The organism is Streptomyces sp. NBC_00377 (assembly GCF_036075115.1).
In the GTDB taxonomy this organism is placed as follows: domain Bacteria; phylum Actinomycetota; class Actinomycetes; order Streptomycetales; family Streptomycetaceae; genus Streptomyces.
Genome location: NZ_CP107958.1, coordinates 4282982 through 4308291 on the forward strand (window position 1 = coordinate 4282982; position 25310 = coordinate 4308291).

The window sequence follows — 25310 nt, forward strand, 5'->3', positions numbered from 1 at the left end:
GCGTCCTTCCGTAAGGGGGGTGGAGGCGGGTCCGGGAGCCGGACGTGCGGGGGTCACCGGGCCCACTGCCCGGCGCGTTCGCCGCCGCCGATCCCGGACTGCTCGCGCAGGCCCGCCGAGACGGCCTTGACGGCGGCGCGGCCCGATACGGCGTTGGTGAGGACCACGAAGCCGGTGCCGTCGGAGATCCGGACGATCATCATGTTGCGGTAGCCGTACGGCTCACCGCCGTGCCCGGCCTCCAGGGCGGGGGCCTCCCCGTCGACCACCGTGCCCAGGCCGTAGAAGGTGCCCTCGCCGACGGGCGTGAGCAGTTCCTCGGCGAGCGGCTTCGACAGGAACGCGAAGGGTTCGCCCAGGTAGGCCCTGCGCAGTTCGACGGCGGCCTTGGCGAGGTCGGCGGCGGTGGACCAGAGACCGGAGGAGGCGAGGTGCGGGCCGACGCGCCAGCCGCCCTCGACCGGGTCGCCGAGCGGCCCGTGCCCGACGGCCGTCGCCCTACCCGAGGTCTTCGGGTGGTCCTGGTCGAAGCTGCTGTGCGCCATGCGCAGCGGCTCGAGGACCGTACGGCGCATCAGCTCGGCGAACGGCAGTCCGGTGACGTCCTCCAGCAGCTGCTGGATCACCCAGTAGTTGGTGTTGGACACCAGGAACCTGGTGCCGGGCGCCACCTCGCTGTGCACCTGGGCGAGCAGCTCGGACAGCGGCGGCACGGCGGCGCCGGGGGCGACCCCGGCGTACGGGACGGAGACCAGGCCCGACCAGTGCGAGAGCAGCTGACGCAGGGTGACGGCCACCGGTGCGCCGGCCGGGTCGGTGATCTGCCGGCCGCCGGTGAGCCGGAGGTTGACGTCCGTGTCGAGGTCGAGGGTGCCCTCGTCGACCAGGCGGAGCACGGCGAGTGCGGTGATGTGCTTGCTGATCGAACCGGCCTGGAACAGGGTGGTCGGGGTGACGGGCCGGGTGGAGCCCGCCTCCAGGACGCCGTAGCCGTGCAGCGAGGCGACCTCGCCGTCGCGCAGGACCGCGACCGCGACCCCCGGTATGTGGTGCTCGTCCATGACGGGCAGCCGGTCGGCGACGGGCGCCGCCGGGGTGTTGCCGGTGGTCGTCGGGGCAGCGGTGCCGGGGCCGGCCGCCGCGTCCAGGGCGGCGGCCAGTTCGGCCAGGGTGTGCGTCTGGTAGAGCATCTGGAGCGTGATGGGCAGCTTCAGCTTCCGGGCGGCCGCCATCACCTTGATGATGAGCATCGAGTGGCCGCCGAGCTCGAAGAAGTTGTCACCGCTGCCGACCCGGTCGAGGCCGAGGGTCTGCTCCCACAGGCCCGCCATGATCTTCTCGGTTCCGGTGACGGGGGCCGTGTACGGGCGCTGTGCGGCGTCCTCGCCGGTGTGGCCGGGGGCGGGCAGGGCGCGGCGGTCGACCTTGCCGTTGGCGTTGAGCGGCAGGGCGGTCAGGACGGTGAAGGTGGCCGGGATCATGTAGTCGGGCAGGTGGAGGGCGCAGTACGCGGCCAGGTCGTCGACGGGCTGGCCGTCGTCGGTCACGTAGTAGGCGGCGAGCTGCCTGTCGCCGGTGCCGCTCTCGTGGACGGTGACGAAGGCCTCGCGGACGGCGGGGTGTTCGGCCAGGACGGCCTGGACCTCGCCGAGTTCGATGCGGTATCCGCGGATCTTGACCTGGTCGTCGAGCCGTCCCAGGAACTCCACGTTCCCGTCGGCACGCCGGCGCACCAGGTCACCGGTGCGGTAGAACCGCCCGCCCGCGGGCCCGAACGGGTCCGGCAGGAACCGCTCGGCCGTCAGATCCGCACGACCCGCGTAACCCCGCGCCACACCGGTGCCGCCGACGTACAACTCCCCTGCCACACCCACCGGGACCGGCTGGAGCAGCGCGTCCAGCACGTACATCGTCATGTTGGGGGTGGGCCGGCCGATCGGCACGACCTCCGAGGGCTGTTGCTCCGTCACCGGGTAGACGCAGGTGCCGACGGACGCCTCGGTCGGACCGTACTCGTTGATCATCCCGCCGGGGCCGAGCAGGTCGAGCCACCGGTTGGCGACTTCGCCGGGGAAGGCCTCCCCGCCGGCCACGACCGTCCCGGTCAGCGTCGCGAGGGTCTCCTTGTCCAGCTGGTGGGCGAGCACCTCCAGGTGCCCCGGGGTCAGCTTGAGGAAGCTGTACGGAGCGCCCGCGGCCAGGTGTTCGCCCAGCCGGTCCAGGCCGATCCGCTGGGAGAGGGTGTGCACGGCCTGGCCGGCGACGAGCGGCGCCCAGATGTTCGGCACGACGAGGTCGAAGGCGACGGACGAGAAGAGGGCGGTGCCCGCGGTCCCCCGGGACAGCCACTCCCGTGCGACCCACGCGACGTGGTTGACGAGGCCCCGGTGCGGGAGCTCGACGCCCTTCGGCGTGCCCGTCGAACCCGACGTGAAGATGACGTACGCCAGCCGGTCGAGATCGTCGACCCGCTCCGGGGCCGTCACCGGCAGCTCCGCCACCGACGGCCGCGAGGCGTCCAGGACCACCTCGGCGCCCGAGGTCCGCACGATCGCCGCGATCCGCTCGGCGGGGGAGGCCGGGTCGACCGGCACATAGGCCGCGCCCGCCTTCCACACGCCCAGCAGCGACGCGATCAGCTCCGGACCACGGTCCAGGACCACCGCCACCCGCGACTCATGGCCGACCCCCCGCTCCCGCAGGAAGTGCGCGATCTGATTCGCCCGCGCGTCCAACTCCTCGTAGGACAGAAGGAGTTCGTCCGAGCGGACGGCGGTCGCCTCCGGAGTCCGCAGCGCCTGCGCCTCGAACAGCTCCAGCACCGAAGCCGTCTCCGCCTCGTGACCCGTCTCGTTCCACTCCACCACCTGCCGCCGGTACTCCCGCGCCGGCAGATGCGCCTCCCGCGCCGAACCCTCCGGGTCCGCCGCCATCGCCTCCAGAACCGAGCGGAACATGGCCGCGACACCGTCGAGGTGCCGTTGGCCGACGACGTGGTTGTTGGCGTGCAGGTTGATCGATCCGCCGAGTGCCGAGACCCGCAGTCCGAACTCGAGGGCTCCCTCGCCGACCGTCGCCTCGGTGTCGATCAGGTCGTGGTCGATCTGCCGGAAGTCCTGGTAGGTGAAGGGCGCTTCGATGATCCGGTCACCGGCGGCCAGTTCGTGCTGGATCACCGGCATCGGGAAGGCGCGGTGCGCCCAGAGTTCCGTCTCCCTGCCGTAGACCTGCGCGACCAGTTCGCGCCAGGTGCGGGCCGAGCGGTCGTGGGCGAAGGGCAGGGTGTTGAGGTGCATGCCGTACACGGCGTCGGCGCCGAGGATCTCCGGCCTTGCGTTGCAGACGAGTCCGGTGAAGAACCTCTCCTGGTCGGTGAGCATGCTCATCGTCTTCAGGTGCGCCGCGTGCAGCACGCTCTTGAGTGACGCGCCCGCCTTCGTCGCCAGTGCCCGCAGCGGCTCCTCCAGGTCCGCGTACGGGATCCTGCTGCGGCAGGCGACCGGTGCCGTGTCCGCGCGCTCGGCCCAGCCGGCCGGCAGGGCGAAGCGGTCGTGGCCCTCGACGATTCCCCGCCAGTAGGCGCGGTCCTCGGCGGAGGCGAGCGCCTCGCGTTCGGCGGCGATGAAGTCGGCGAACCTGACATCGGCCGTGGGGTCCTCGCCGGGTGCCTCGCCGTTCCTGGCGCGCCGGTACTCGCCGAGCACCTCCATCAGGAGGTTGCTGTGGCTCCAGCCGTCCAGGATGACGTGGCACTGGGTCACCGACAGCCACCAGGCGCCGTCGCTCTCGACGTGTGCGCCGAGCCGCAGCAGCGGGGCGGCCGCCAGGTCGAAGAGTTCGGCGCGCTCGTCGGTGGTGAACCGCCGCATGGAGTCGGCGAGTTGGGACCGGCTCAGGCCACGCACGTCCCGGAGGGCGACGACGGGTTCGGCGTCCGTGTGCACCAGCTGCATCGGTACGGAGTACGAGGTGAGGTCGAGGGACGTGCGCAGCACCTCGTGCCGGCCGGTGAGCACCGCCGCCGCCGTGCGCAGCGCCTGAGCGGAGAAGGACTGCTCGTCACGGATCCGGACGGAGACCACGTTGTGGTACTTGTGCCGGCTGTCGCCGCTCTGCATCTCGACGACCATGCCGAGCTGGACCTGCGACAGCGGGTAGGCGTCCGCGAGTCCTTCCGGGAGCCGGTCCCGGTCCTCGTCCGCCACCAGGGCGAAGGGCGCCGTCAGCGCGGTGGCGTCGGCGGCCGGGGCGGGCCGGCCGGTGGCCAGTTCGGCGAGCGCGGCCACCGTGCGGGCGGCGAGCACATCGCGTACCGCCAGGTCATGGCCCGCGGCGCGCAGCGCGCCGACCACGACGAGGGCCCGGATGGAGTCACCGCCGAGGTCGAAGAAGCCGTCCTCGACACCGACCCGCTCCACCCCGAGGGCGTCACGCCAGATACCGGCGATCTGCTCCTCGACGGCGGTGCGCGGGGCGACATAGGCACGGTCACTGCCCAGCGCGGCACCCTCCGGGGCAGGCAGCGCCCGCTTGTCCAGCTTGCCGTTCGTCGTCAGCGGCAGCCCGTCCAGCGGCACGAAGGCGGCCGGCACCATGTACTCCGGCAGCGACGCCGACAGATGCGCCCGCAGCTCGCCCAGGCCCGGCACCTCCCCCGCCCGCGCCGCCACCACATAGCCCACCAGCCGCTTGTCACCCGGCGCGTCCTCACGCACCACCACGACCGCCTCCCGCAGCCCCGGATGGGCCCCCAGCACAGCCTCGATCTCGCCGAGTTCGATCCTGAATCCGCGGATCTTCACCTGGTCGTCGGCGCGCCCGACGAACTCCAGACTCCCGTCCGCCAGCCGCCGCGCCAGATCCCCGCTCCGGTACAACCGCGAACCCGCCGGACCGAACGGATCGGGCACGAACCGCTCCGCTGTCAGCTCCGGCCGGTTCAGATAGCCGCGCGCCACACCCGGACCCGCGACATGGATCTCACCCGGCACCCCGATCGGCACCAGATCCCCGTTGCCGTCCAGGAGGTGGACGCGCAGGTCGCTGAGCGGGCGGCCGATCGGGTTGCCGGCCTGCGGGTCGAGGTCACGCCTGGTGAGCCGGTGGTAGGTGGTGTGCACGGTGGTCTCGGTGATCCCGTACATGTTCACCAGGGCGGTACGGGCGAGGCCGAGCCGGTCGGTCCACGGCTTGAGGTCGGCGACCTCCAGCTTCTCCCCGGCGAAGACGACGGCGCGTACCGACAGCTGCTTGACCCGGCGGTCCCCGTCACCGGCCGCGGCGACCAGGCCGCGGAAGGCGGACGGCGTCTGGCTGAGGACGGTCACCTCTTCCTCGACGAGGAGGTCGAGGAACTCGTCCGGGGAGCGGGTGACCGTGAAGGGGACGACGACGAGGCGGCCGCCGTGCAGCAGCGCACCCCACATCTCGAACACGGACACGTCGAAGGCGTAACTGTGGAACAGCGACCACACGTCCGTCTCGTCGAACGCGTAGTGCTCCTGCGCCGTCGACATCAACCGCACCACATTGGCGTGCGTGAGCGCGACGCCCTTGGGACGCCCCGTCGAGCCCGAGGTGTAGATCGTGTAGATCAGGTTCTCCGGACTGCCCGCGACCCCCGGATCCGCCGCCTCCTGCCCGGCGATCAGCTCCGCGTCACCGTCCAGCAGCAGCAGTTCACCCCCGAACCGGCCCTCCAGCACCCCGGCCAGCGCCGACGTCGTCACCACCACCGGCGCCGCCGTGTCCCCCACGATGTACGCCAGCCGCTCCACCGGGTTCGCCGGATCCAACGGCACGTACGCCGCACCCGACTTCAACACCCCCAACAGCGCCGGCAACAGCTCCACGCCACGCTCCAGGCAGATCCCCACCAGCGTCTCCGGACCCACCCCCCGACCCCGCAGCACCCGCGCGATCCGGTTCGCCCGCGCATTCAGCTCCGCGTACGACAGCGTCACGTCCCCACAGGTGACCGCATCCGCGTCCGGCGTCCGCGCCACCTGCTCCTCGAACAGTTCGTGCACCCGACGGGTGACGGGCTCCGCGGACTCGGTGCTCCGCTCTCCGAGCAGTCGCTCGCGCTCGCCCGCGGGCAGGTACGTCGCGCGGGCGTCACCGTCGGCGCCGGCGGCCATCGATTCCAGGACCGCCCGGTACATGCCGGCCAGCCGTTCGGCGTGGGCCCGGCCGAGCACCTGGGTGGAGGTGGACAGGACGATGTTGTCGGCGGTGGCATGGGCGGAGAGCCCGAACTCGGTGGGCGTCTCGCTGATGCGGACGTCGGAGTCGACCAGTTCGTCGTCCACCTGGTGGAAGTCGACGAAGTTGAACAGGACGTCGATCAGCCGGCCCGCGCGCGCCTCGCGCTGGATGGCGGGCATCGGGTAGCGGCGGTGGTCCCAGACCTCCAGCTCCCGGTGGAAGACCTGCTCCACCAGTTCCCGCCAGGTGCGGGCGCGCCGGTCGTGGGCGAACGGCAGCGAGTTGAGGTGCATGCCGTAGACCCGCTCGGCGCCCGCGACCTCGGGCCGGCCGTGGCAGACCAGACCGGTGAAGAAGGCGGCGTCGCCGGTGAGCTGGCTCATCACCTTCAGGTGGGCGGCGTGCAGCACGCTCTTGAAGGAGGCGCCGGTGGTGGTGGCCAGGGCGCGCAGGTCGTCGGCCAGGTCCCCGAAGGTGATCTTGACCCGGTGGGAGCCCGCGGGCTTGTCCCCGGCCTCGGCCCAGCCGGCCGGGAGTTCGAATCTGGCGTGCTCGGTGACGATGCCGGACCAGTAGGCGCGGTCGTCCTCGTCGGCCAGCGCCGCGAGTTCGCCGGCGATGAAGTCCGCGTACCGGACCGGGAGTTCCACGTGCTCCACGGGGCGGCCGTCGCGCACCGCCCGGTAGGTCTCGAGGATCTCCATGACCAGCGAGGCGTGACTCCAGCCCTCCAGGATCACGTGCGACTCGGTGAGGGTGAGCCACCAGGCGCCGTCGCCCTCGATGTGGGCGGCGGCCCGCAGCAGGGGCGCCTCGGACAGGTCGAACAGGTCCTCGCGCTGCGCGCTGACGTAGCCGCGCAGGGTGCTCTCCAGCTCCGCCCGGCCGAGCCCGCTCACGTCGTGCGCCGGGACGGTGACGGGGACGTCCGCGTGGACGACCTGCATCGGCACGGAGTAGCCGGTGGCGTGCACCGAGGTGCGCAGCACGTCGTGGCGGGCGATCACCAGCCGGACGGCCTCGGTCAGGGCGTCCGGCGAGAACGGCGTCTCGTCCTTGATCCGGAACGACGTCACGTTGTGGTAGTTGCTGCGCCCGTCGTCGGCGAGCAGTTCGACGACCATGCCGGCCTGGATCTGGGAGAGCGGGTAGGCGTCGAAGACGCCCGCGGGCAGCTTCGCCCGGTCCTCGTCCGTGATGAGTGCGAACGGCAGCACCGCTGCCTCCTCCTGAGTCGTGTCCTGCCAGGTGGCGAGTTCGGCGAGGCGAGCGACCGTGCGGTGCTCGAAGACCTCGCGCACGCCGATGTCGAAGCCGGCCGCGCGCAGCGCGCCGACCAGCGGCACGGCCCGGATGGAGTCGCCACCCAGGTCGAAGAAGCTGTCGTGGACGCCGATCCGGTCGACGCCCAGCACCTCCTGCCAGACGGCGGCGATGTGCCGTTCGGCGTCGGTGCGCGGGGCCAGGTAGGAGGTGTCCGAGGCGAGCGCGGTCTGCGCCGGGGCGGGCAGCGCACGTCGGTCGAGCTTGCCGTTGGCGTTCAGCGGGATGCCGTCGAGGGGCACGTAGGCCGCGGGGACCATGTAGTCGGGCAGGGTCCGCGCGAGGTGGCCGCGCAGTCCGGCCGGGCCGGGGTCCTGGCCGTCGGCCGGGACGAAGTAGCCGACCAGACGCTTCTCGCCGGGGGTGTCCTCGCGGACGACGACGACCGCGTCGCGGACCTGCGGGTGCGTGCCGAGCGCGGCGGAGATCTCGCCGAGTTCGATGCGGAAACCGCGGATCTTCACCTGGTCGTCGATCCGGCCGAGGAAGTCCAGGCTGCCGTCGGGGAGCCTGCGGGCCAGGTCGCCGGCCCGGTAGAGGCGGGCGCCGGGCTCGTCCCCGTACGGGTCGGGCACGAAGCGTTCGGCGGTGAGTCCGGGCCGGTTCAGATAGCCGCGGGCGACGCCCGGGCCGCCTACGTGGATCTCGCCGGGCACGCCGAGCGGGACCAGGTGGCCCGCGCGGTCGAGGAGGACGGTACGCAGGTCGCCGAGGGGGCCGCCGACCGGGCTGGTGAGCGGCGCCGCCAGGTCCTCCGGGGTCAGCCGGTGGTGGGTGACGTGGACGGTGGTCTCGGTGATCCCGTACATGTTGACGAGCTGCGGGGTGTCGAGGCCCAGCCGCTCGGCCCACGGGACGAGCTCGCCGACCTCCAGCTTCTCGCCGCCGAAGACCACGAAGCGCAGGGCGAGCCGGCCGACGCGCGGGTCGCCGTCGCGGGCGGCGCCGACCAGGGAGCGGAACGCGGACGGCGTCTGGTTGAGCACGGTGACCCGCTCGTCGGCGAGCAGGCCGAGGAAGTCCTCCGGTGAGCGGGACACGCTCTGCGGGACGACGACGAGCCGGCCGCCGTACAGCAGCGCTCCCCACAGTTCCCAGACGGAGAAGTCGAAGGCGTAGGAGTGGAACAGCGTCCACACGTCCGCCGGGCCGAAGCGGAACTGTTCCTCGGTGACGGTGAACAGCCGCAGCACGTTGGCGTGGCTGAGGCAGACGCCCTTGGGCTTTCCGGTGGAGCCCGAGGTGTAGATGACGTAGATCAGGTCGTCCGCGGTGCCGAGCGGGGCCGGGTCGTCCGCGGGCTGCGCGGCGAGCGCCGCCGGGTCCTCGTCGAGGACGATCAACTCTCCGTCGTAGCGGCCCTCCAGGGCGGCGGCAGCGGCCCGCTCGGTGAGGACGACGGGGGTCTGCGCGTCGGCCGCGATGTACGCCAGCCGGTCGGCGGGGTAGGCCGGGTCGAGCGGCAGGTAGGCGCCGCCCGCCTTGAGGACGCCGAGGAGGGCGGGCACCAGGGCGGCGGAGCGCTCCAGGCAGACGCCGACCAGGGTCTGCGGTCCGACCCCGCGGGCGCGCAGCAGGTGGGCGATCCGGTTGGCCTGCGCGTTGAGTTCGGCGTAGGTGAGCCGCGTGTCCTCGAAGGTGACGGCGACCGCGTCCGGGGTGCGGGCGGCCTGCTCCTCGAAGACGCCGTGGACGGTACGGGGATCCGCGGGCGCCGTGGGCCGGGTGGTCCAGTCGGCGAGCAGCACCTCCCGTTCGCCTGGGGGCAGGCAGGCGGCCCGGGCGTCGCCGTGCGGGTCGGCGGCCATGGACTCCAGGACCGCCCGGTACATGCCCGCGAGACGGTCGGTGTCCGTGCGGGAGAGGCTGGCGGTGCTGGTCTTGAGGTTCAGGTGGCCGGCCAGGGTGGTGACGGCGAGCCCGAATTCGATGCCGCCGGAGCCCACCCCCGACTCGACGTCCACGAGGTCGGTGTCGACCATCCGGAAGTCCTGGTAGTTGAAGACCACGTCGACGAGCCGGCGGTCGGTCCCGGACCCCCAGTTCCGCTGCATCTCGGGCATCGGGTACTGGCGGTGCGGCCAGAGCGCTACCTCCTGGTCGAAGACCTGGCGCACCAGTTCCCGCCAGGTGCGGGCGGTGCGGTCGACGGCGAAGGGCACGGTGTTGACGTACATGCCGTAGACGCGGTCGGCGCCCGCCGCCTCGGGGCGGGTGTCGGTGACGAGCCCGGTGAAGAAGGACTCCTCGGCGGTGAGCTGGCTCATCACCTTCAGGTGGGCGGCGTGCAGGACCGCTTTCAGGGAGACCTGGGCCGTCGACGCGAAGGTGCGCAGCCGCGGCTCCAGGTCGTGCAGCGGGACCCGGACCCGGTAGCTCTCCCCCGGGCCGGATCCGGCGGTCGGCGCGGGGAGTTCGAACTTCTCGTACGTGTCGGTGATCCGCTGCCAGTGCGCGCGGTCCCCGTCGGACTCCAGCGAGGCCAGCTCGGCCGCGATGAAGTCGGCGAAGCGCACACCCGGCGCGGCGGGCGCGGTGACCTCGTCCGGCGTGGTCCCGGACCTCAACTGTTCGTAGGTGTCGAGGAGTTCCATCATCAGGGCGTGGTAGCTCCAGCCCTCGGTGATGGCGTGCGACTCGGTGAGGGCGAGGTGCCAGGCCCGGTCGCTCTCGACGAGCGCCGCCACCCGCAGCAGCGGGGCGGCCGACAGGTCGAAGACGTCGGCCTTCTCCGCGGTGACGAACGCGCCGAGCACCGCGTTCTGCGCGGCGGGGTCCTGCCCGCGCAGGTCGTGGACGGCGACGGGGGTGGCGGCCTCGGTGTGCACCAGCTGCATCGGCACGGAGAAGCCGTCGAGCCGGAACGACGTGCGGAGCACGTCGTGGCGTGCCGTCACCAGCCGGACCGCGCCGAGGAGGGCCTCGGCGTCGAAGGGCACCCCGTCACGGATCCGGTTGACGCTGACGTTGTGGTACTTGGCGGCCGCCGGGTCGGTGAGCATTTCGACGGCCATGCCGATCTGCACCTGGGACAGCGGGTAGGCGTCGTCGAGACCGGCCGGCAGCAGGCCGCGGTCGGCGTCGGTGACCAGGGCGAAGGGGGCGATCCCCGGCTCGGGCTCGGCCGGGGCGGGCCGTCCGGTGGCGAGTTCGGCGGCGGCCGCGACGGTGCGGCCCTCGAAGATCTCGCGCACCCCGAGGTCGAAGCCCGCCTCGCGCAGGGCGCCGATCAGCGAGACCGCGCGGATGGAGTCGCCGCCGAGGTCGAAGAAGCTGTCGTGGACGCCGATCCGGTCGACGCCGAGAACGTCCTGCCAGACCTCGGTGATGCGCTCCTCGGCGCGGGTGCGGGGTGCGACATAGGCCGCGTCGGCGGCGAGCGCAGAGCGGTCGGGGGCGGGCAGCGCCCGCTTGTCGACCTTGCCGTTGGCGGTGAGCGGGAGGGTGTCGAGGACGACGTAGGCGGCGGGCAGCATGTAGTCGGGCAGGGCGCCGGCGAGTGCGTCGCGCAGGGCGGCGGGGGCGAGGGTGCGGCCGTCCGCCGCGCTGACGTAGGCGGCGAGCTGCTTGTCGCCGGGGGTGTCCTCGCGCACGACGACCACGGCGTCCCTGACCTCGTCGAGGCGGGCCAGGGCCGTCTCGATCTCGCCGAGCTCGATACGGAAGCCGCGCAGCTTGACCTGGTTGTCGATGCGGCCGATGAAGTCGAGCTGGCCGTCGTCGAGCAGCCGCACCGAGTCGCCGGTGCGGTACAGGCGGGCGCCGGGCTCGTCCCCGTACGGGTCGGGCACGAAGCGCTCGGCGGTCAGGTCGGGGCGGCCGCGGTAGCCGCGGGCGAGGCCCGTTCCGGCGATGTACAGCTCGCCGGGTACGCCCGCGGGCACCGGGCGCATCACGGCGTCGAGCACCCGCAGCGTGAAGCCGGGCATGGGGCGGCCGATGGGCGGGGTCGCTGCCCCGGCCAGCGGTGCGCTGACGGAGGCGCAGACGGTCGTCTCGGTGGGCCCGTACGCGTTGAGCATGCGCCGCCCGGGCGACCAGGCGGCCACCAGGTCGGGGGTGCAGGCCTCGCCCGCGACCACCAGGGTCGCGGCGGCCGGCAGCCCGCCGTCCGGGGAGAGCACGGTGAGCGCGGTGGGCGGCAGGGTGAGATGGGTGACCGCGTGCTCGGTGGTGAGCGCGGTCAGCGCGGGGCCGGGCATCAGCCGGTCGGCGGGGGCGAGGACCAGCGTCGCGCCGGACAGGATCGTCTGGGCGAGGTCGGCGAACGCCGCGTCGAAGCTGATCGAGGCGAACTGAAGGACGCGGTCGCCGGGCGCGATCCCGAAGGCGCCGGCCTGCGCGTCGGCGAGGTTGCGGGTGCCGCGGTGGGTGACGACGACGCCCTTGGGGCGCCCCGTGGAGCCCGAGGTGTAGATGACGTAGGCGGCTTGGTCGACGTCCGGTGCGGCGTCGGGGGCGGTGGCGGGCCGGGCGGCGATCTCCTCGGCGTGTGCGTCGAGGAGGACGACGGCCGCGTCGTGCGCGGGCAGTTTCGCGAGAAGGTGTTCCTGGGTGACCAGGACGGGCAGCGCGGAGTCCGCCAGCATGTACGCGAGCCGGTCGGCGGGGTAGGCAGGGTCGAGCGGCACGTAGGCGCCGCCGGCCTTCAGGATGCCGAGCAGTCCGACGACCAGGTCGGGACCGCGTTCGGCGCTGATGCCGACGAGGGTCTCGGGGCCGACGCCGAGGCCGGTCAGGTGGTGGGCGAGCCGGTTGGCGCGGGCGTCGAGTTCGGCGTACGTGAGGGTGGTGCCCTCGTACACGAGCGCGGCGGCGTCCGGGGTGCGGGCGACGTGCGCGGCGAACTGCGCGGGGACGGTCAGGGGCCCGCCTGCGGAGGCGGGGCCGGTCAGCGCGGTGAGCAGCTCGCGCTCGCCCTGCGGCAGCCGGTCGGCGCGGGCGTCACCGTCCGGGTCGGCGGCCATCGCCTCCAGGACCTCCCGGTACAGGGCGGCCAGGCGCACGACACCGCGGGTGCTGAGGGCGTGGGTGTGACTGCTGAGCCCGAGGTGTCCGCCGAGCACGGAGACGTGCAGGGCGAACTCGGTGGCGGCGTCGTGCACCGCGCCCGCCATGTCCACCTGGCCGGTGTCGACCTGGTGGAAGTCGAGGTAGTTGAAGACCACGTCGATCAGCCGGTGGCCGCCGGCCAGCCGCTGGATCGCGGGCAGCGGGTAGCGGCGGTGCGGCCAGGTGCCGGCCTCGCGGGCGAAGACCTGCTGGGCCAGCTCGCGCCAGGTGGCGGCGGAGTCCCGCTCGAAGGGGTGCGGCAGCGTGTTGAGGTGCATGCCGTAGACCCGTTCGGCGCCGAGGGCCTCGGGACGGCCGTGCGAGACGATGCCGGTGAAGAACGCCGGCTCGTCCGTCAGCATGCTCATCACCTTGAGGTGGGCGGCATGCAGGACGCTCTTGTACGAGACGCGGGCCGCGGCCGCGAACGCCCGCAGCGGCCGCTCCAGCGTGCGCAGGTCGACGCGGGCCCGGGACGGGCGGCGCGGGCCGTCCGCCGCGGCCCAGGAGGCGGGAAGCTCGAACGGCGCGTACGTGTCGAGGGTGTGCTGCCAGTAGGCGCGGTCGTCGGCGGAGTCCAGGGACTCCAGCTCGCCGGCGATGAAGTCGGCGTACCGGACGGCGATCGGCTCGTGCGCGTCCGCGACGCCGTTGTCCCTCAGCTGCCGGTAGCAGTCGAGGATCTCCATCAGCAGGGAGTGGTGGCTCCAGCCCTCGGTGACGACGTGCGGCTGGGTCAGGCCCAGGTACCAGGAGTCGTCGGCGTCGACGAGCGCGGCGATCCGCAGCAGCGGGGCGGCCGTCAGGTCGAACAGCCGGGCGCCCTCGTCCCGCCGGAAGCGGTTGAGTGCCTCGGCGCGCTCCTCGTCGGTCGCCCGTCCCCGCAGGTCGTGGACGGAGACCGGCACTTCGGCGTGGTCGTGCACGAGCTGCACGGGAACCGAGTAGGCGGCCAGCTCGATCGAGGTGCGCAGGATGTCGTGGCGGCCGGTGACCGTGCGGGCGGCCGCGCGCAGCGCCACCACGTCGAAGGGGGCGCCGGCGGGGTCCTGGATCCGGAAGAGGCTGACGTTGTGGTACTTGTTGCCGCCCTCCTCGGCCAGCATCTCGACGACCATGCCGGTCTGCACCAGGGAGAGCGGGTACGCGTCCTGGACCCCGGCGGGCAGCGCGTCCCGGTCCGCCTCGGGGAGGAGCGCGAAGGGCTCCACACCGGTCAGCGCGGCCTTCTCGGGCGCGGGCCGGCCGGTGAGGAGTTCACCGAGCCGGGCGACGGTGCGGTACTCGAAGACGTCACGCACCCCGATGTCGAAGCCCGCGGCGCGCAGCGCGCCGACCAGGGCGACGGCGCGGATGGAGTGGCCGCCGACGTCGAAGAAGTCGTCGTGCACCGAGACCCGTTCACGCTCCAGGACCCGGCGCCAGACGGCGGCGATCTGCTCCTCGACGGGGGTGCGCGGGGCGACGTGGTCGTCCTGCCCGGTCTGCTCGCCGTCCGCGTCGGGGGCGGGCAGGGCGCGGCGGTCGACCTTGCCGTTGGCGTTGAGCGGCAGGGCGGTCAGGACGGTGAAGGTGGCCGGGATCATGTAGTCGGGCAGGTGGAGGGCGCAGAACGCGGCCACGTCGTCGACGGGCTGCCCGTCGCCGGTCACGTAGTAGGCGGCGAGCTGCCTGTCGCCGGTGTCACTCTCGTGGACGGTGACGAAGGCCTCGCGGACGGCGGGGTGTTCGGCCAGGACGGCCTGGACCTCGCCGAGTTCGATGCGGTAACCGCGGATCTTGACCTGGTCGTCGAGCCGTCCCAGGAACTCCACGTTCCCGTCGGCACGCCGGCGCACCAGGTCACCGGTGCGGTAGAACCGCCCGCCCGCGGGCCCGAACGGGTCCGGCAGGAACCGCTCGGCCGTCAGATCCGCACGACCCGCGTAACCCCGCGCCACACCGGTGCCGCCGACGTACAACTCCCCTGCCACACCCACCGGGACCGGCTGGAGCAGCGCGTCCAGCACGTACATCGTCATGTTGGGGGTGGGCCGGCCGATCGGCACGACCTCCGAGGGCTGTTGCTCCGTCACCGGGTAGACGCAGGTGCCGACGGACGCCTCGGTCGGACCGTACTCGTTGATCATCCCGCCGGGGCCGAGCAGGTCGAGCCACCGGTTGGCGACTTCGCCGGGGAAGGCCTCCCCGCCGGCCACGACCGTCCCGGTCAGCGTCGCGAGGGTCTCCTTGTCCAGCTGGTGGGCGAGCACCTCCAGGTGCCCCGGGGTCAGCTTGAGGAAGCTGTACGGAGCGCCCGCGGCCAGGTGTTCGCCCAGCCGGTCCAGGCCGATCCGCTGGGAGAGGGTGTGCACGGCCTGGCCGGCGACGAGCGGCGCCCAGATGTTCGGCACGACGAGGTCGAAGGCGACGGACGAGAAGAGGGCGGTGCCCGCGGTCCCCCGGGACAGCCACTCCCGTGCGACCCACGCGACGTGGTTGACGAGGCCCCGGTGCGGGAGCTCGACGCCCTTCGGCGTGCCCGTCGAACCCGACGTGAAGATGACGTACGCCAGCCGGTCGAGATCGTCGACCCGCTCCGGGGCCGTCACCGGCAGCTCCGCCACCGACGGCCGCAAGGCGTCCAGGACCACCTCGGCGCCCGAGGTCCGCACGATCGCCGCGATCCGCTCGGCGGGGGAGGCCGGGTCGACCGGCACATAGGCCGCGCCCGCCTTCCACACGCCCAGCAGCGACGCGATCAGCTCCGGACCACGGTCCAGGACCACCGCCACCCGCGACTCATGGCCGACCCCCCGCTCCCGCAGGAAGTGCGCGATCTGATTCGCCCGCGCGTCCAACTCCTCGTAGGACAGAAGGAGTTCGTCCGAGCGGACGGCGGTCGCCTCCGGAGTCCGCAGCGCCTGCGCCTCGAACAGCTCCAGCACCGAAGCCGTCTCCGCCTCGTGACCCGTCTCGTTCCACTCCACCACCTGCCGCCGGTACTCCCGCGCCGGCAGATGCGCCTCCCGCGCCGAACCCTCCGGGTCCGCCGCCATCGCCTCCAGAACCGAGCGGAGCATCCCGGCGAGGCGGTCGGTTCCCTCCCTGCTCAGGGCACGGGGCGAGGCCGTGAGGACCAGGTGGCCGACGCGGGCGGAGACACCGAGCGGGAACTCGGTCGGGCTGTCGTCGATGCTCGCCAGGTAGTCGACGCGGTCGCGGTCGACCTGGTCGAAGTCGTGGTAGCTGAAGCGCATGTCGATCAGGCGCTCGCCGTCCGCGAGTTCACGCTGGATGACGGGCATGGGGAAGGCCCGGTGGGGCCAGAGTTCGATCTCGCGGGCGAAGACCTGGCCGACGAGCTCGCGCCAGGTGCGGGCCGAGCGGTCGTAGGCGAAGGGCAGGGTGTTGAGGTGCATGCCGTACACCCGGTCCGCGCCGAGGACCTCGGGCCTCGCGTTGCAGACCAGGCCGGTGAAGAAGCGCTCCTCCTCGGTGATCAGGCTCATCGTCTTCAGGTGCGCCGCGTGCAGCACGCTCTTGAGTGACGCGCCCGCCTTCGTCGCCAGTGCCCGCAGCCGGTCCTCCAGGTCATGGAAGGGGACGGGGACGCGGTAGGGCCGGCCATCGTCCTGCTCGTCGCCGGTCCAGGGGGCCGGGACGGACAGGCGGGCATGACCGGTGACGATGTCCTGCCAGTAGCGACGCGCGTCCTGGGAGGCGAGCGCCGACAGTTCGGCGGCGACGAAGTCCGCGAAGCGGGCCGTGGGCCCTTCCGGCGCGGCGGGAGTGTCGTCGGAGGCGCCGTCGCGGAACCGCCGGTACTCCTCCAGGACCTCCATCAGGAAGGAGTGGTGGCTCCAGCCGTCGAGGATCGCGTGGCACTCGGTGTTGGTGAGCCACCAGCTGCCGTCTCCCGCGAGGTGCGCGTGCAGCCGCAGCAGGGGCGCGGTGGCCAGATCGAACAGGTCGGCGCGCTCGGCGGCCGTGAACTCCCGCAGCGACTGCTGGAGTTCCTCCTCGCCCAGGGCGCTCAGGTCGCGCACCCCGAGGGTCATCTCGGCGTGTGTGTGCACGAGTTGCAGCGGCACGGAGTGGGCGGCGAGATCCACGGAGGTGCGCAGCACGTCGTGCCGGGCGACGACGACGGCCGCCGCCTCACGCAACGCCGTCTCGGAAAAGGGCTGTTCATCGCGTATCCGGAACGAGGTGACGTTGTGGTACGGGTGCTTGCCGTCGTCGGTCAGCATCTCGACGACCATGCCGAGCTGGACCTGCGACAGCGGGTAGGCGTCCGCGAGTCCTTCCGGGAGCCGGTCCCGGTCCTCGTCCGCCACCAGGGAGAACGGGGCGACGGTGGCGGGCCGCGCGGCCGGCGCCGGGCGGCCTGTGACGAGTTCGGCGACGCGGGCGACGGTGCGGTACTCGAAGACGTCGCGTACGGCCAGGTCGTACCCGGCGGCGCGCAGCCGTCCGACGAGGGTGACCGCCCGGATGGAGTGGCCGCCGAGCTCGAAGAAGCCGTCCTCGACGCTCACGCGGTCGAGGCCGAGCACGTCCTGCCAGACCTCGGCGATCCGCTCCTCCACGACGGTGCGCGGGGCGACGTACGCCGTCGCGCCGACGGCGTCCTGGCCGGGGGCGGGCAGGGCACGCTTGTCGAGCTTGCCGTTGGTGGTCAGCGGCAGCCGGTCGAGGACGACGAAGGCCGCCGGGACCATGTACTCGGGCAGTGCGGCGGCGAGCAGCGTGCGCAGCTGGGCCGGGGCGGGGGCGGCGGCGTCGTCCGCGGTGACGTAGGCGACGAGCCGGACGTCACCGGGGGTGTCCTCGCGGACCAGGACGACCGCGTCACGGACCGCGTCGTGGGCGGCGAGGGCGTTCTCGATCTCGCCGAGTTCGATGCGGAAGCCGCGGATCTTCACCTGGTCGTCGGCGCGGCCGAGGAACTCCAGCTGGCCGTCGGGGAGCCGGCGGGCCAGGTCGCCGCTGCGGTAGAGGCGGGCGCCGGCCGGTCCGTACGGGTCGGGGACGAAGCGCTCGGCGGTCAGCTCGGGACGGCCCAGGTAACCGCGGGCGACGCCCGGGCCGCCGACGTGGATCTCGCCGGGGACGCCGATCGGCGCCAGCTCGCCGTTGCCGTCGAGGAGGTGGACGGTCAGGTCGGCCAGGGGCCGGCCGATGGGGTTGCCCGCCTGCGGGTCGAGGTCCGCGTCGGTCAGCCGCCGGTAGGTGGTGTGCACGGTGGTCTCGGTGATCCCGTACATGTTCACCAGGGCGGTGCGGTCCAGGCCGATGCGCTCCGCCCACGGGCCGAGCTCGGAGACCTCCAGTTTCTCGCCGGCGAAGACCACGGCGCGCAGGGCGAGCCGGTCGATGCGCGGGTCGCCGTCGCGGGCGGCGCCGGTGAGGGCGCGGAACGCGGAGGGCGTCTGGTTGAGGACCGTGACGCCCTGGTCGACGAGGAGGTCGAGGAACTCCTCGGGCGAACGGGTGACGGCGAAGGGGACGACGACGAGGCGTCCGCCGTGCAGCAGCGCGCCCCACATCTCCCAGACGGAGACGTCGAAGGCGTAGCTGTGGAACAGGGGCCACACGTCGGTCGCCGCGAAGGCGTAGTGCTCCTGGCCGCGCGCGAGGAGGCGCACCACGTTCTCGTGGGTGAGGGCGACGCCCTTGGGGCGGCCCGTGGAGCCGGAGGTGTAGATGGTGTAGATCAGGTTCTGGGGGCTGCCGGCCACAGCGGGGGCGGTACCGGGCTGGGCGGCGAGGACGGCGGCCTCGGTGTCGAGTTCGACGACGTCGCCCTCGTACCGCCCGTCGAGGACGCCGGCCCGGTCGGCGGTGGTCAGCACCACCGGGGCGTTCGCGTCCTTGACGATGTACGCGAGACGGTCGGCGGGGTTGGCCGGGTCGAGGGGCAGGTAGGCGGCGCCCGACTTGAGCACGCCGAGGAGTGCGGGCATCAGTTCGATGCCGCGTTCCAGGCAGATGCCGACGAGGTCCTCGGGGCCGACGCCCTTGGCGCGCAGCAGGTGCGCGATCCGGTTGGCGCGGGTGTCGAGCTCCGCGTACGACAGTTCCTGGTCCTCGAAGACGACGGCCACGGCGTCCGGGGTGCGGGCCGCCTGCGCCTCGAAGACCTCGTGGACGCGGCGGGTGACCGGCTCCACGCGCTCGGGGGCGCCGGCGAGCAGGGCCCGCTCGCCGGCGCCGAGGATGTCGGCGGCGGACAGACGGGCGGCCGGGTCGGCGGTGCCGGCCTCCAGGAGCCGCAGCAGGTGGTCCGCCATGCGCTCGACCGTCGTGCGGTCGAACAGGGCGGTGGCGTACTCGAAGCGGCCGGTGAGCGAGCCGTCGGCGCCCTCGGTCAGCTGGAGGTCGAGGTCCGTCTTCGCGACGCTGCCGGTGCCGAGGTAGGGCTCCGCCGCGAGGCCGGCCAGCTCGAAGGCGGCCGTCCGCTCGCCGTGCATGGTGAACGCCACCTGGTACAGCGGCGTACGGGACATGTCGCGCTCCGGCTGGAGCCGGTCCACGAGCTGCGCGAAGGGCACGGCCTGGTGGTCGAAGGCGTCGAGCACGGTGGAGCGGGTGGCGTCGAGCAGGTCGCCGAAGGACGCGTCGGCGCTCCACCGGCCCCGCAGGACGAGGCTGTTGATGCCGTATCCGATCAGGCCCTGGAGTTCGGGCAGCGTGCGTCCCGAGCCGACGGTGCCGACGGCGACGTCCGTGCGGCCGGTGTAGCGGCCGAGCAGGCCCTGGAAGGCGGCGAGCACCACCATGAAGGGGGTGGCCTCGTGGCGCCGGCCCGTCTCGCGGATACGGGCGGCGAGCGGGGCGGGCAGGGTGAAGGCGACGCTGTCGCCCGCCGCGTCGCGCACGGCCGGACGCGGCCGGTCGGTCGGCAGTTCCAGCGCCTCGAGGCCCGCCAGCCGCTCGGTCCAGTAGTCGAGCTGACGGGTCAGGGCTCCGCCGTTCAGCTCGGCGCGCTGCCAGGCCGCGTAGTCCGCGTACTGCACCGGCAGGGGCGCCAGGGGGTTGTCGGCGCCGCTGGTGAAGGCGCCGTACAGGGCGGAGAGTTCCTGGCCGAGGACGCCGGTGGACCAGGCGTCGCAGGCGATGTGGTGGAACACGACCGACAGCACGTGGTCGTCGGCGGCGCGCCGCAGCAGCCGGGCGCGCACCGGCCATTCGCCGCCCAGGTCGAAGGGCCGGCCCATGTCGTCCTCGACGGCCCGCAGCAGGCTCTGCTCGTCCGCCACCGCGGTGACGTCCAGCGGGGCGGGGCGCGGCGGGTCGACGACCTGGACCGGTTCGTCGCCGGCGAGGGCGTAGCGGGTGCGCAGGATCTCGTGGCGCTCCAGGAGCGTCTGCCAGGCGCGGCCGAGGGCCCCGGTGTCCAGCGTGCCGCGCAGCCGCAGCACGAGCGGCACCAGGTACTCGGTGCTGTTCGGCTCCAGCCGGTTGAGGAACCACATCTGCTGCTGGCCGTACGACAGCGGCAGCGGGGCCGTGCGGTCGGCGCGCGGCACCGTCGTGCGCCGGCCGGCGCCGCGCCGGCCCGCCATCCGGCGGCGCAGCAGCTCGTCGCGCAGTGCCGCGGCGTCCCGGACCGTCTGAGCCTTGTCCCCGGTCATGCGTCGTACCCCTTCACCAGCAGTTCGTCATTCACGAGTTCCGAGTCGGTGAGCGCGGCGATCTCCGCCCTGATGCGCTCCTCGACGGTGGCCGCGAGGCGCGCGACCGTGGGTCCCTCGAACACCGTTCGCACCGCGAGATCGATCTCGAACTCCTCCTGGATGCGGGAGATCAGCCGGATCGCGAGGATCGAATTGCCGCCCACGTGGAAGAAGTTGTCGTGCGCTCCGGCCCGGGTGCCGAGCAGCTCGGTCCAGATCTCGGCGATGCGTTCCTCGACGGGACCGCTCGGCGGCACATGTCCCCCGGTCGCGGTGTCCGCGCCGGGGACGGGCAGGGCGCGCCGGTCGACCTTGCCGTTGGCGTTGAGGGGCAGCGCGTCGAGCCGGGTCCAGACGGTGGGGACCATGTAGTCCGGCAGCCGCTGGGCGCAGTGCGCGACGAGGGTGTCGGCCAAGTCGCCGCCGCTCTCGGCGACGTAGTGGGCGACCAGCTGCTTCTCACCGTTGTCGTGTGCGTGGACGGTGAGGAACGCCTCGCGTACGGCCGGGTGTGCGGCCAGGACGGCCTGGACCTCGCCGAGTTCCACGCGGTAGCCGCGGATCTTGACCTGGTCGTCGAACCGGCCGAGGAACTCGACGTTGCCGTCGGCCCGCCGGCGGACCCGGTCGCCGGTCCGGTAGACGCGGGCGCCGGGCGTGCCGAACGGGTCGGGCAGGAAGCGCTCGGCGGTCAGGTCGGGGCGGTTCGCGTAGCCGCGGGCCACTCCGGTGCCGCCGACGTACAGCTCTCCCGCGACCCCGGCGGGCACCGGCTGGAACCGGTCGTCCAGGACGTACATCGTCATGTTCGGCAGCGGCCGGCCGATCGGCAGGATCTCCGTGCCGGCCCCTGCGGTCCCGTCGGGCACCTCGAAGACGCAGGTGCCCACGGAGGCCTCGGTGGGCCCGTACTCGTTGACCAGGCGAGTGTCGGGGGCCAGGGCCCGCCACCGCTCCAGGGTGGCCCTGGAGAAGGCCTCCCCCGCCACGACCAGGACCGGGGCCAGGGCGCCGGCCTGGGCCGGGGTCAGCTGGAGGGCGAGCACGTCGAGGTGGCCGGGGGTGAGCTTCACGAAGCTGAACGGCTCGGCCTCGGCGAGGTGCTTGCCGAGCTCCGAGAGGTCGGTGTCCTGCGGCAGCAGGAACAGCCGCTGCCCGGTGACCAGCGGCGCCCACAGGTTGGGGACGACGAGGTCGAAGGCGACGGAGGAGAACAGCGGGGCCCCGCCGTAGTCGCGCGGCGCCAGCTCGCGTGCCGCCCAGGCGACGTGGTTGACGAGCCCGCGATGGGTGACCTCGACCCCCTTGGGCGTCCCGGTGGAGCCCGACGTGAAGATCACGTAGGCGAGCCGGTCGAGGTCGTCGGTGCGGGCGGGCCGGGTGGCCGGCGCGGCCGCGATCCGGGCCGCGTCGGTGTCGACGAGGACCGCGCCGTCCCCGGCGGTCTCCCTGTACGCGCTCGAGGTGATCACCGTGAGTGCGCGCGCGCTGCGGCGCATCGCGGTGAGCCGCTCGGCGGGGCAGGAGGGGTCGACGGGCAGATAGGCGCCGCCCGCCTTCCACACCGCGAGCAGGGCCGTGATCAGCTCGGGGCCCCGGTCCAGGAGCACCGCGACCCGCGACTCGGCGCCGACCCCGTGCTCCCGCAGCACATGCGCGAGACGGTTGGCGCGGGCGTCCAGCTCGCCGTAGGTGACGCTCCGCGAGCCGTACGAGAGGGCGGTGACGTCCGGGTCGGCGGTGGCCCAGGCCTCGACGAGTGCGAGAACCGTCTCGGACTCGGCGCTGACCTCGGTGTCGTTGAATCCGACGAGGAGCCGGCCGCGCTCCTCGGCCGACAGGAAGTCGACCTTGCCGAGCGGCAGGTCGGGCTGCTCGGCGACGCACCGGAGCAGGCTGGTGAAGTGTCCGGCGAGGCGCTCGGCGGTGGCGCGCTCGAAGAGGGTGGCGGCGTACTCGAGCACGCCGTCCAGGGCGCCGTCCGCCGTCCTGCGCATGAACAGGGAGAGGTCGGTCTTGGCGACCTGCCAGGCGGCGGTGAAGGCCGCCATGTCCTCGTCCTCGGTGGCGACGCTGGTGACGCCCTCGCTGTGCAGGTCGAAAGCGACCTGGTAGAGCGGGGTGCGGGAGAGGTCGCGCTCGGGCTGGAGCTCGTCGACGAGCCGTTCGAAGGGAAGTTCCTGGTGGGCGAAGGCGGCGCGCGCGGCCTGGCTGACCCGGTCGAGGGCGTCGGCGAAGGTGACGTCGGCGTCCAGCGCGCACCGGACGACGAGCGAGTTGAGGAAGAAGCCGACCATGCCCTCGGTCTCGGGGCGGCCGCGGCCGGCGACGGGGGTGCCCACCGGGATGTCCCAGCTGCCGCTGTAGCGGGCGATCAGGGTGGCGTAGGCGGTGAGCAGCGTCATGAACGGCGTCGCGCGGTGCGCCTTGCCCAACTCGTCGAGACGGTCGGCCAGTTCGGGCTCGACACGGAAGGGGACGACAGCGCCGCGGGGGTCGCGTTCCGCCGGGCGGGGATGGTCCAGGGGCAGGTCGAGGGGCTCGATACCGGCCAGCGCGGTGCGCCAGTGGGCGAGCTCACCCGCGATGAACTCCTCGGTGTGCCGGGCATGCTGCCAGGCCCCGTAGTCGGCGTACTGCACGGCGAGCGCGGGCAGCCGCGGTGTGCGGGCCGCCTCGAACGCGGCGCACAGCTCCCGCAGTTCACGCTCGAGGACGACCGTGGACCAGCCGTCCACGGTGATGTGGTGCAGCGTGAGGAGCAGCACGTGGTCGCCGCCGGTGCGGGCGAGCAGCGCCCGCCACAGCGGTCCCGCGGCCAGGTCGAAGCCGCGGGCGAACTGCTCGCGGAACAGCTGCTCCAGTGCGTCGCGGGTGGTGTCCTCGACGCGGAGTTCGACTAGTTGCGCACCGGCCTCGCCGATCACCTGGTACGGCTCGCCGCCCCGGTCCGGGTAGCGGGTGCGCAGCGCCTCGTGGCGGGCGGCCAGCGCGTCCAGGGCGCGCCGCACGGTGTCGGCGCCGGTGTCCGCGGGCAGCCGCAGGAAGAGGGGGGCCACCCACTCGGGGCTGCCCGGGTGCATCCGGTCCAGGAACCACAGGCGGCGCTGTCCGGACGACAGCGGCAGATCGCCGTCGCGCGGGACCGGCACGATCGGGGCCTCGTCGGCGGCGGGGGCCTCGATGAGCCCGGCCTGCCTCTCGACGGTGGTGGCGCGCAGCAGTCCGCGCAACGAGATCTGCGCACCGGACGCGGCGCGCAGCCTGGCGGCGAGACGGGTCAGCTGGAGGGAGGAGCCGCCCAGGGCGAAGAAGTCGTCGTGTGCCCCGACCCGGTCCAGTTCCAGCAGGTCGGCCCAGGCGTCCGCGACGAGCTGTTCGGCGGCGGTGCGCGGGGCGACGAACGACGGCTGGTCGGCGGCGGCGATCTCGCCCGGGGTGGGCAGCATGGCCCGGTTGACCTTGCCGTTGGCGGTGAGCGGGAAGGCCTCGACGGTGTGGAAGAACGACGGGATGTGGCTCTCGGGGAGCCGCTCGCGCAGGAAGGCGCGCAGCGCGTCGGCCGACGGGCCGGCGGCCTGGGGACCGCCCGCGGTGAGGTGCGCGGCGAGCCGCTTGCTGCCGCCCTCCGCCTCGTAGGGCAGGACGACCGCGCCGGTGACGCCGGGGTGGGCGGCGAGCGCCGCCTCGATCTCGCCCGGCTCGATACGGACGCCGTTGACCTTCACCTGGTGGTCGAGGCGGCCCAGGTAGTCGAGGGTGCGGTCGGTGCGCCAGCGCACCAGGTCCCCGGTGCGGTAGAGGCGGGAGCCGGGCTCACTCGCGTAGGGGTCGGGCACGAAGCGTTCGGCGGTCAGGTCGGGGCGGCCAAGGTAGCCGCGGGCCACACCGGTACCGCCCGCGTACAGCTCGCCCGGCGTGCCGACGGGGACCGGGTCGCCGTTCGGGTCGAGGACCAGGACGCGCATCCCGGGGAGGGGGCGGCCGATGGGGATCGCGCCGCTGGTCTGCGCCGGGTCGACGGCCTGGGCGGTGATGTCGATGGAGCACTCGGTGGGCCCGTAGGTGTTCCACACCTCGAGTGCCGGGCCGGCCTTCTCACGCAGCCGGGCGACGAGCTCGCCGTGCAGCGCCTCACCGGCGGAGAACAGCAGCCGCAGCGACTCACAGCCGGTCCAGTCGCCCTCCTCGACGAGGATGCGCAGGACGGAGGGGACCACCTGGAGGACGGTGACGCGGTAGTCGGCCACCGCGCGCAACAGCGCCGCCGGGTCCCGCTCGGCGCCGTGCGGGGCGAGGACCACACTGCCGCCGATGACCAGCGGGGCGAAGATCTCCCAGCCTGCCGCGTCGAAGCCGATGGACGTCTTCTGAAGGATGCGATCGGCGGGCCCGAGCGCGTGCTTGCGCACGGTCCAGCCGACCCGGTTCGCGATGCCCGCGTGGGTGATGACGACGCACTTGGGCGCGCCGGTGGAGCCGGAGGTGAAGACGGTGTACGCCGCGCCGTCCGGGTCCGCGCCGCTCGCGGGAGCGGTGTCCGGCAGGCCGGCGGGCACCTCTTCGGGGCCCACCCGGCGAGCGCCGGCGTCACGGACGGCGCCTTCGAGCGCCGGGCCGGCCAGGACGACCTGGGCGCCCGACGCGCGGACCAGGCCGGTCAGCCGGGCCGGCGGCTGACCCGGGTCCAGCGGCAGGTAGGCGGCGCCCGCCTTCCAGACGCCGAGCAGCGCGACGACCAGGTCGGCGCCGCGTTCCAGGCTGACCCCGACGACGGAGTCCGGCCCGGCCCCCAGCCCCCGCAGGAAGTGCCCCATGCGGTTGGCCGCGCGGTCGAGCTCCTCGTACGTCACGGTGTGCGCGCCGTCGACGACGGCGACCACGTGCGGCGTGCGCAGGGCCTGCGCGGCGAACCTCTCGTGCAGAAGGGGGGTGCCTCCGGCCGCCGACGGCCGGGGACGGATGTCGGGGACGTCACCCGACCGCTGTTCGGCGTTCACGAGATCTCCTGTTCCGGATTGCGAAAGAGAGAAGGTGCGAAGGGGCGTGGGGGGCGTGGGGGGGGAG

At 73.3% G+C, this 25310-nt stretch carries 2 protein-coding genes; both read right to left on the bottom strand.

Translation table 11 applies throughout. The features are described 5' to 3' along the window. Positions 1-53 precede the first annotated feature (53 nt). Entirely contained in the window at positions 54-20201 is a 20148-nt protein-coding gene (locus OHS71_RS19285; protein WP_328480613.1) for a non-ribosomal peptide synthase/polyketide synthase, read from the bottom strand. Beyond that, positions 20198-25243 carry a non-ribosomal peptide synthetase gene (locus OHS71_RS19290; RefSeq protein ID WP_328480614.1) on the bottom strand — a complete coding sequence of 1682 codons (5046 nt, stop codon included), beginning with the start codon at positions 25241-25243 and terminating at the stop codon, positions 20198-20200. The genes OHS71_RS19285 and OHS71_RS19290 overlap by 4 nt, the downstream gene beginning before the upstream one ends. Positions 25244-25310: the final 67 nt, after the last annotated feature.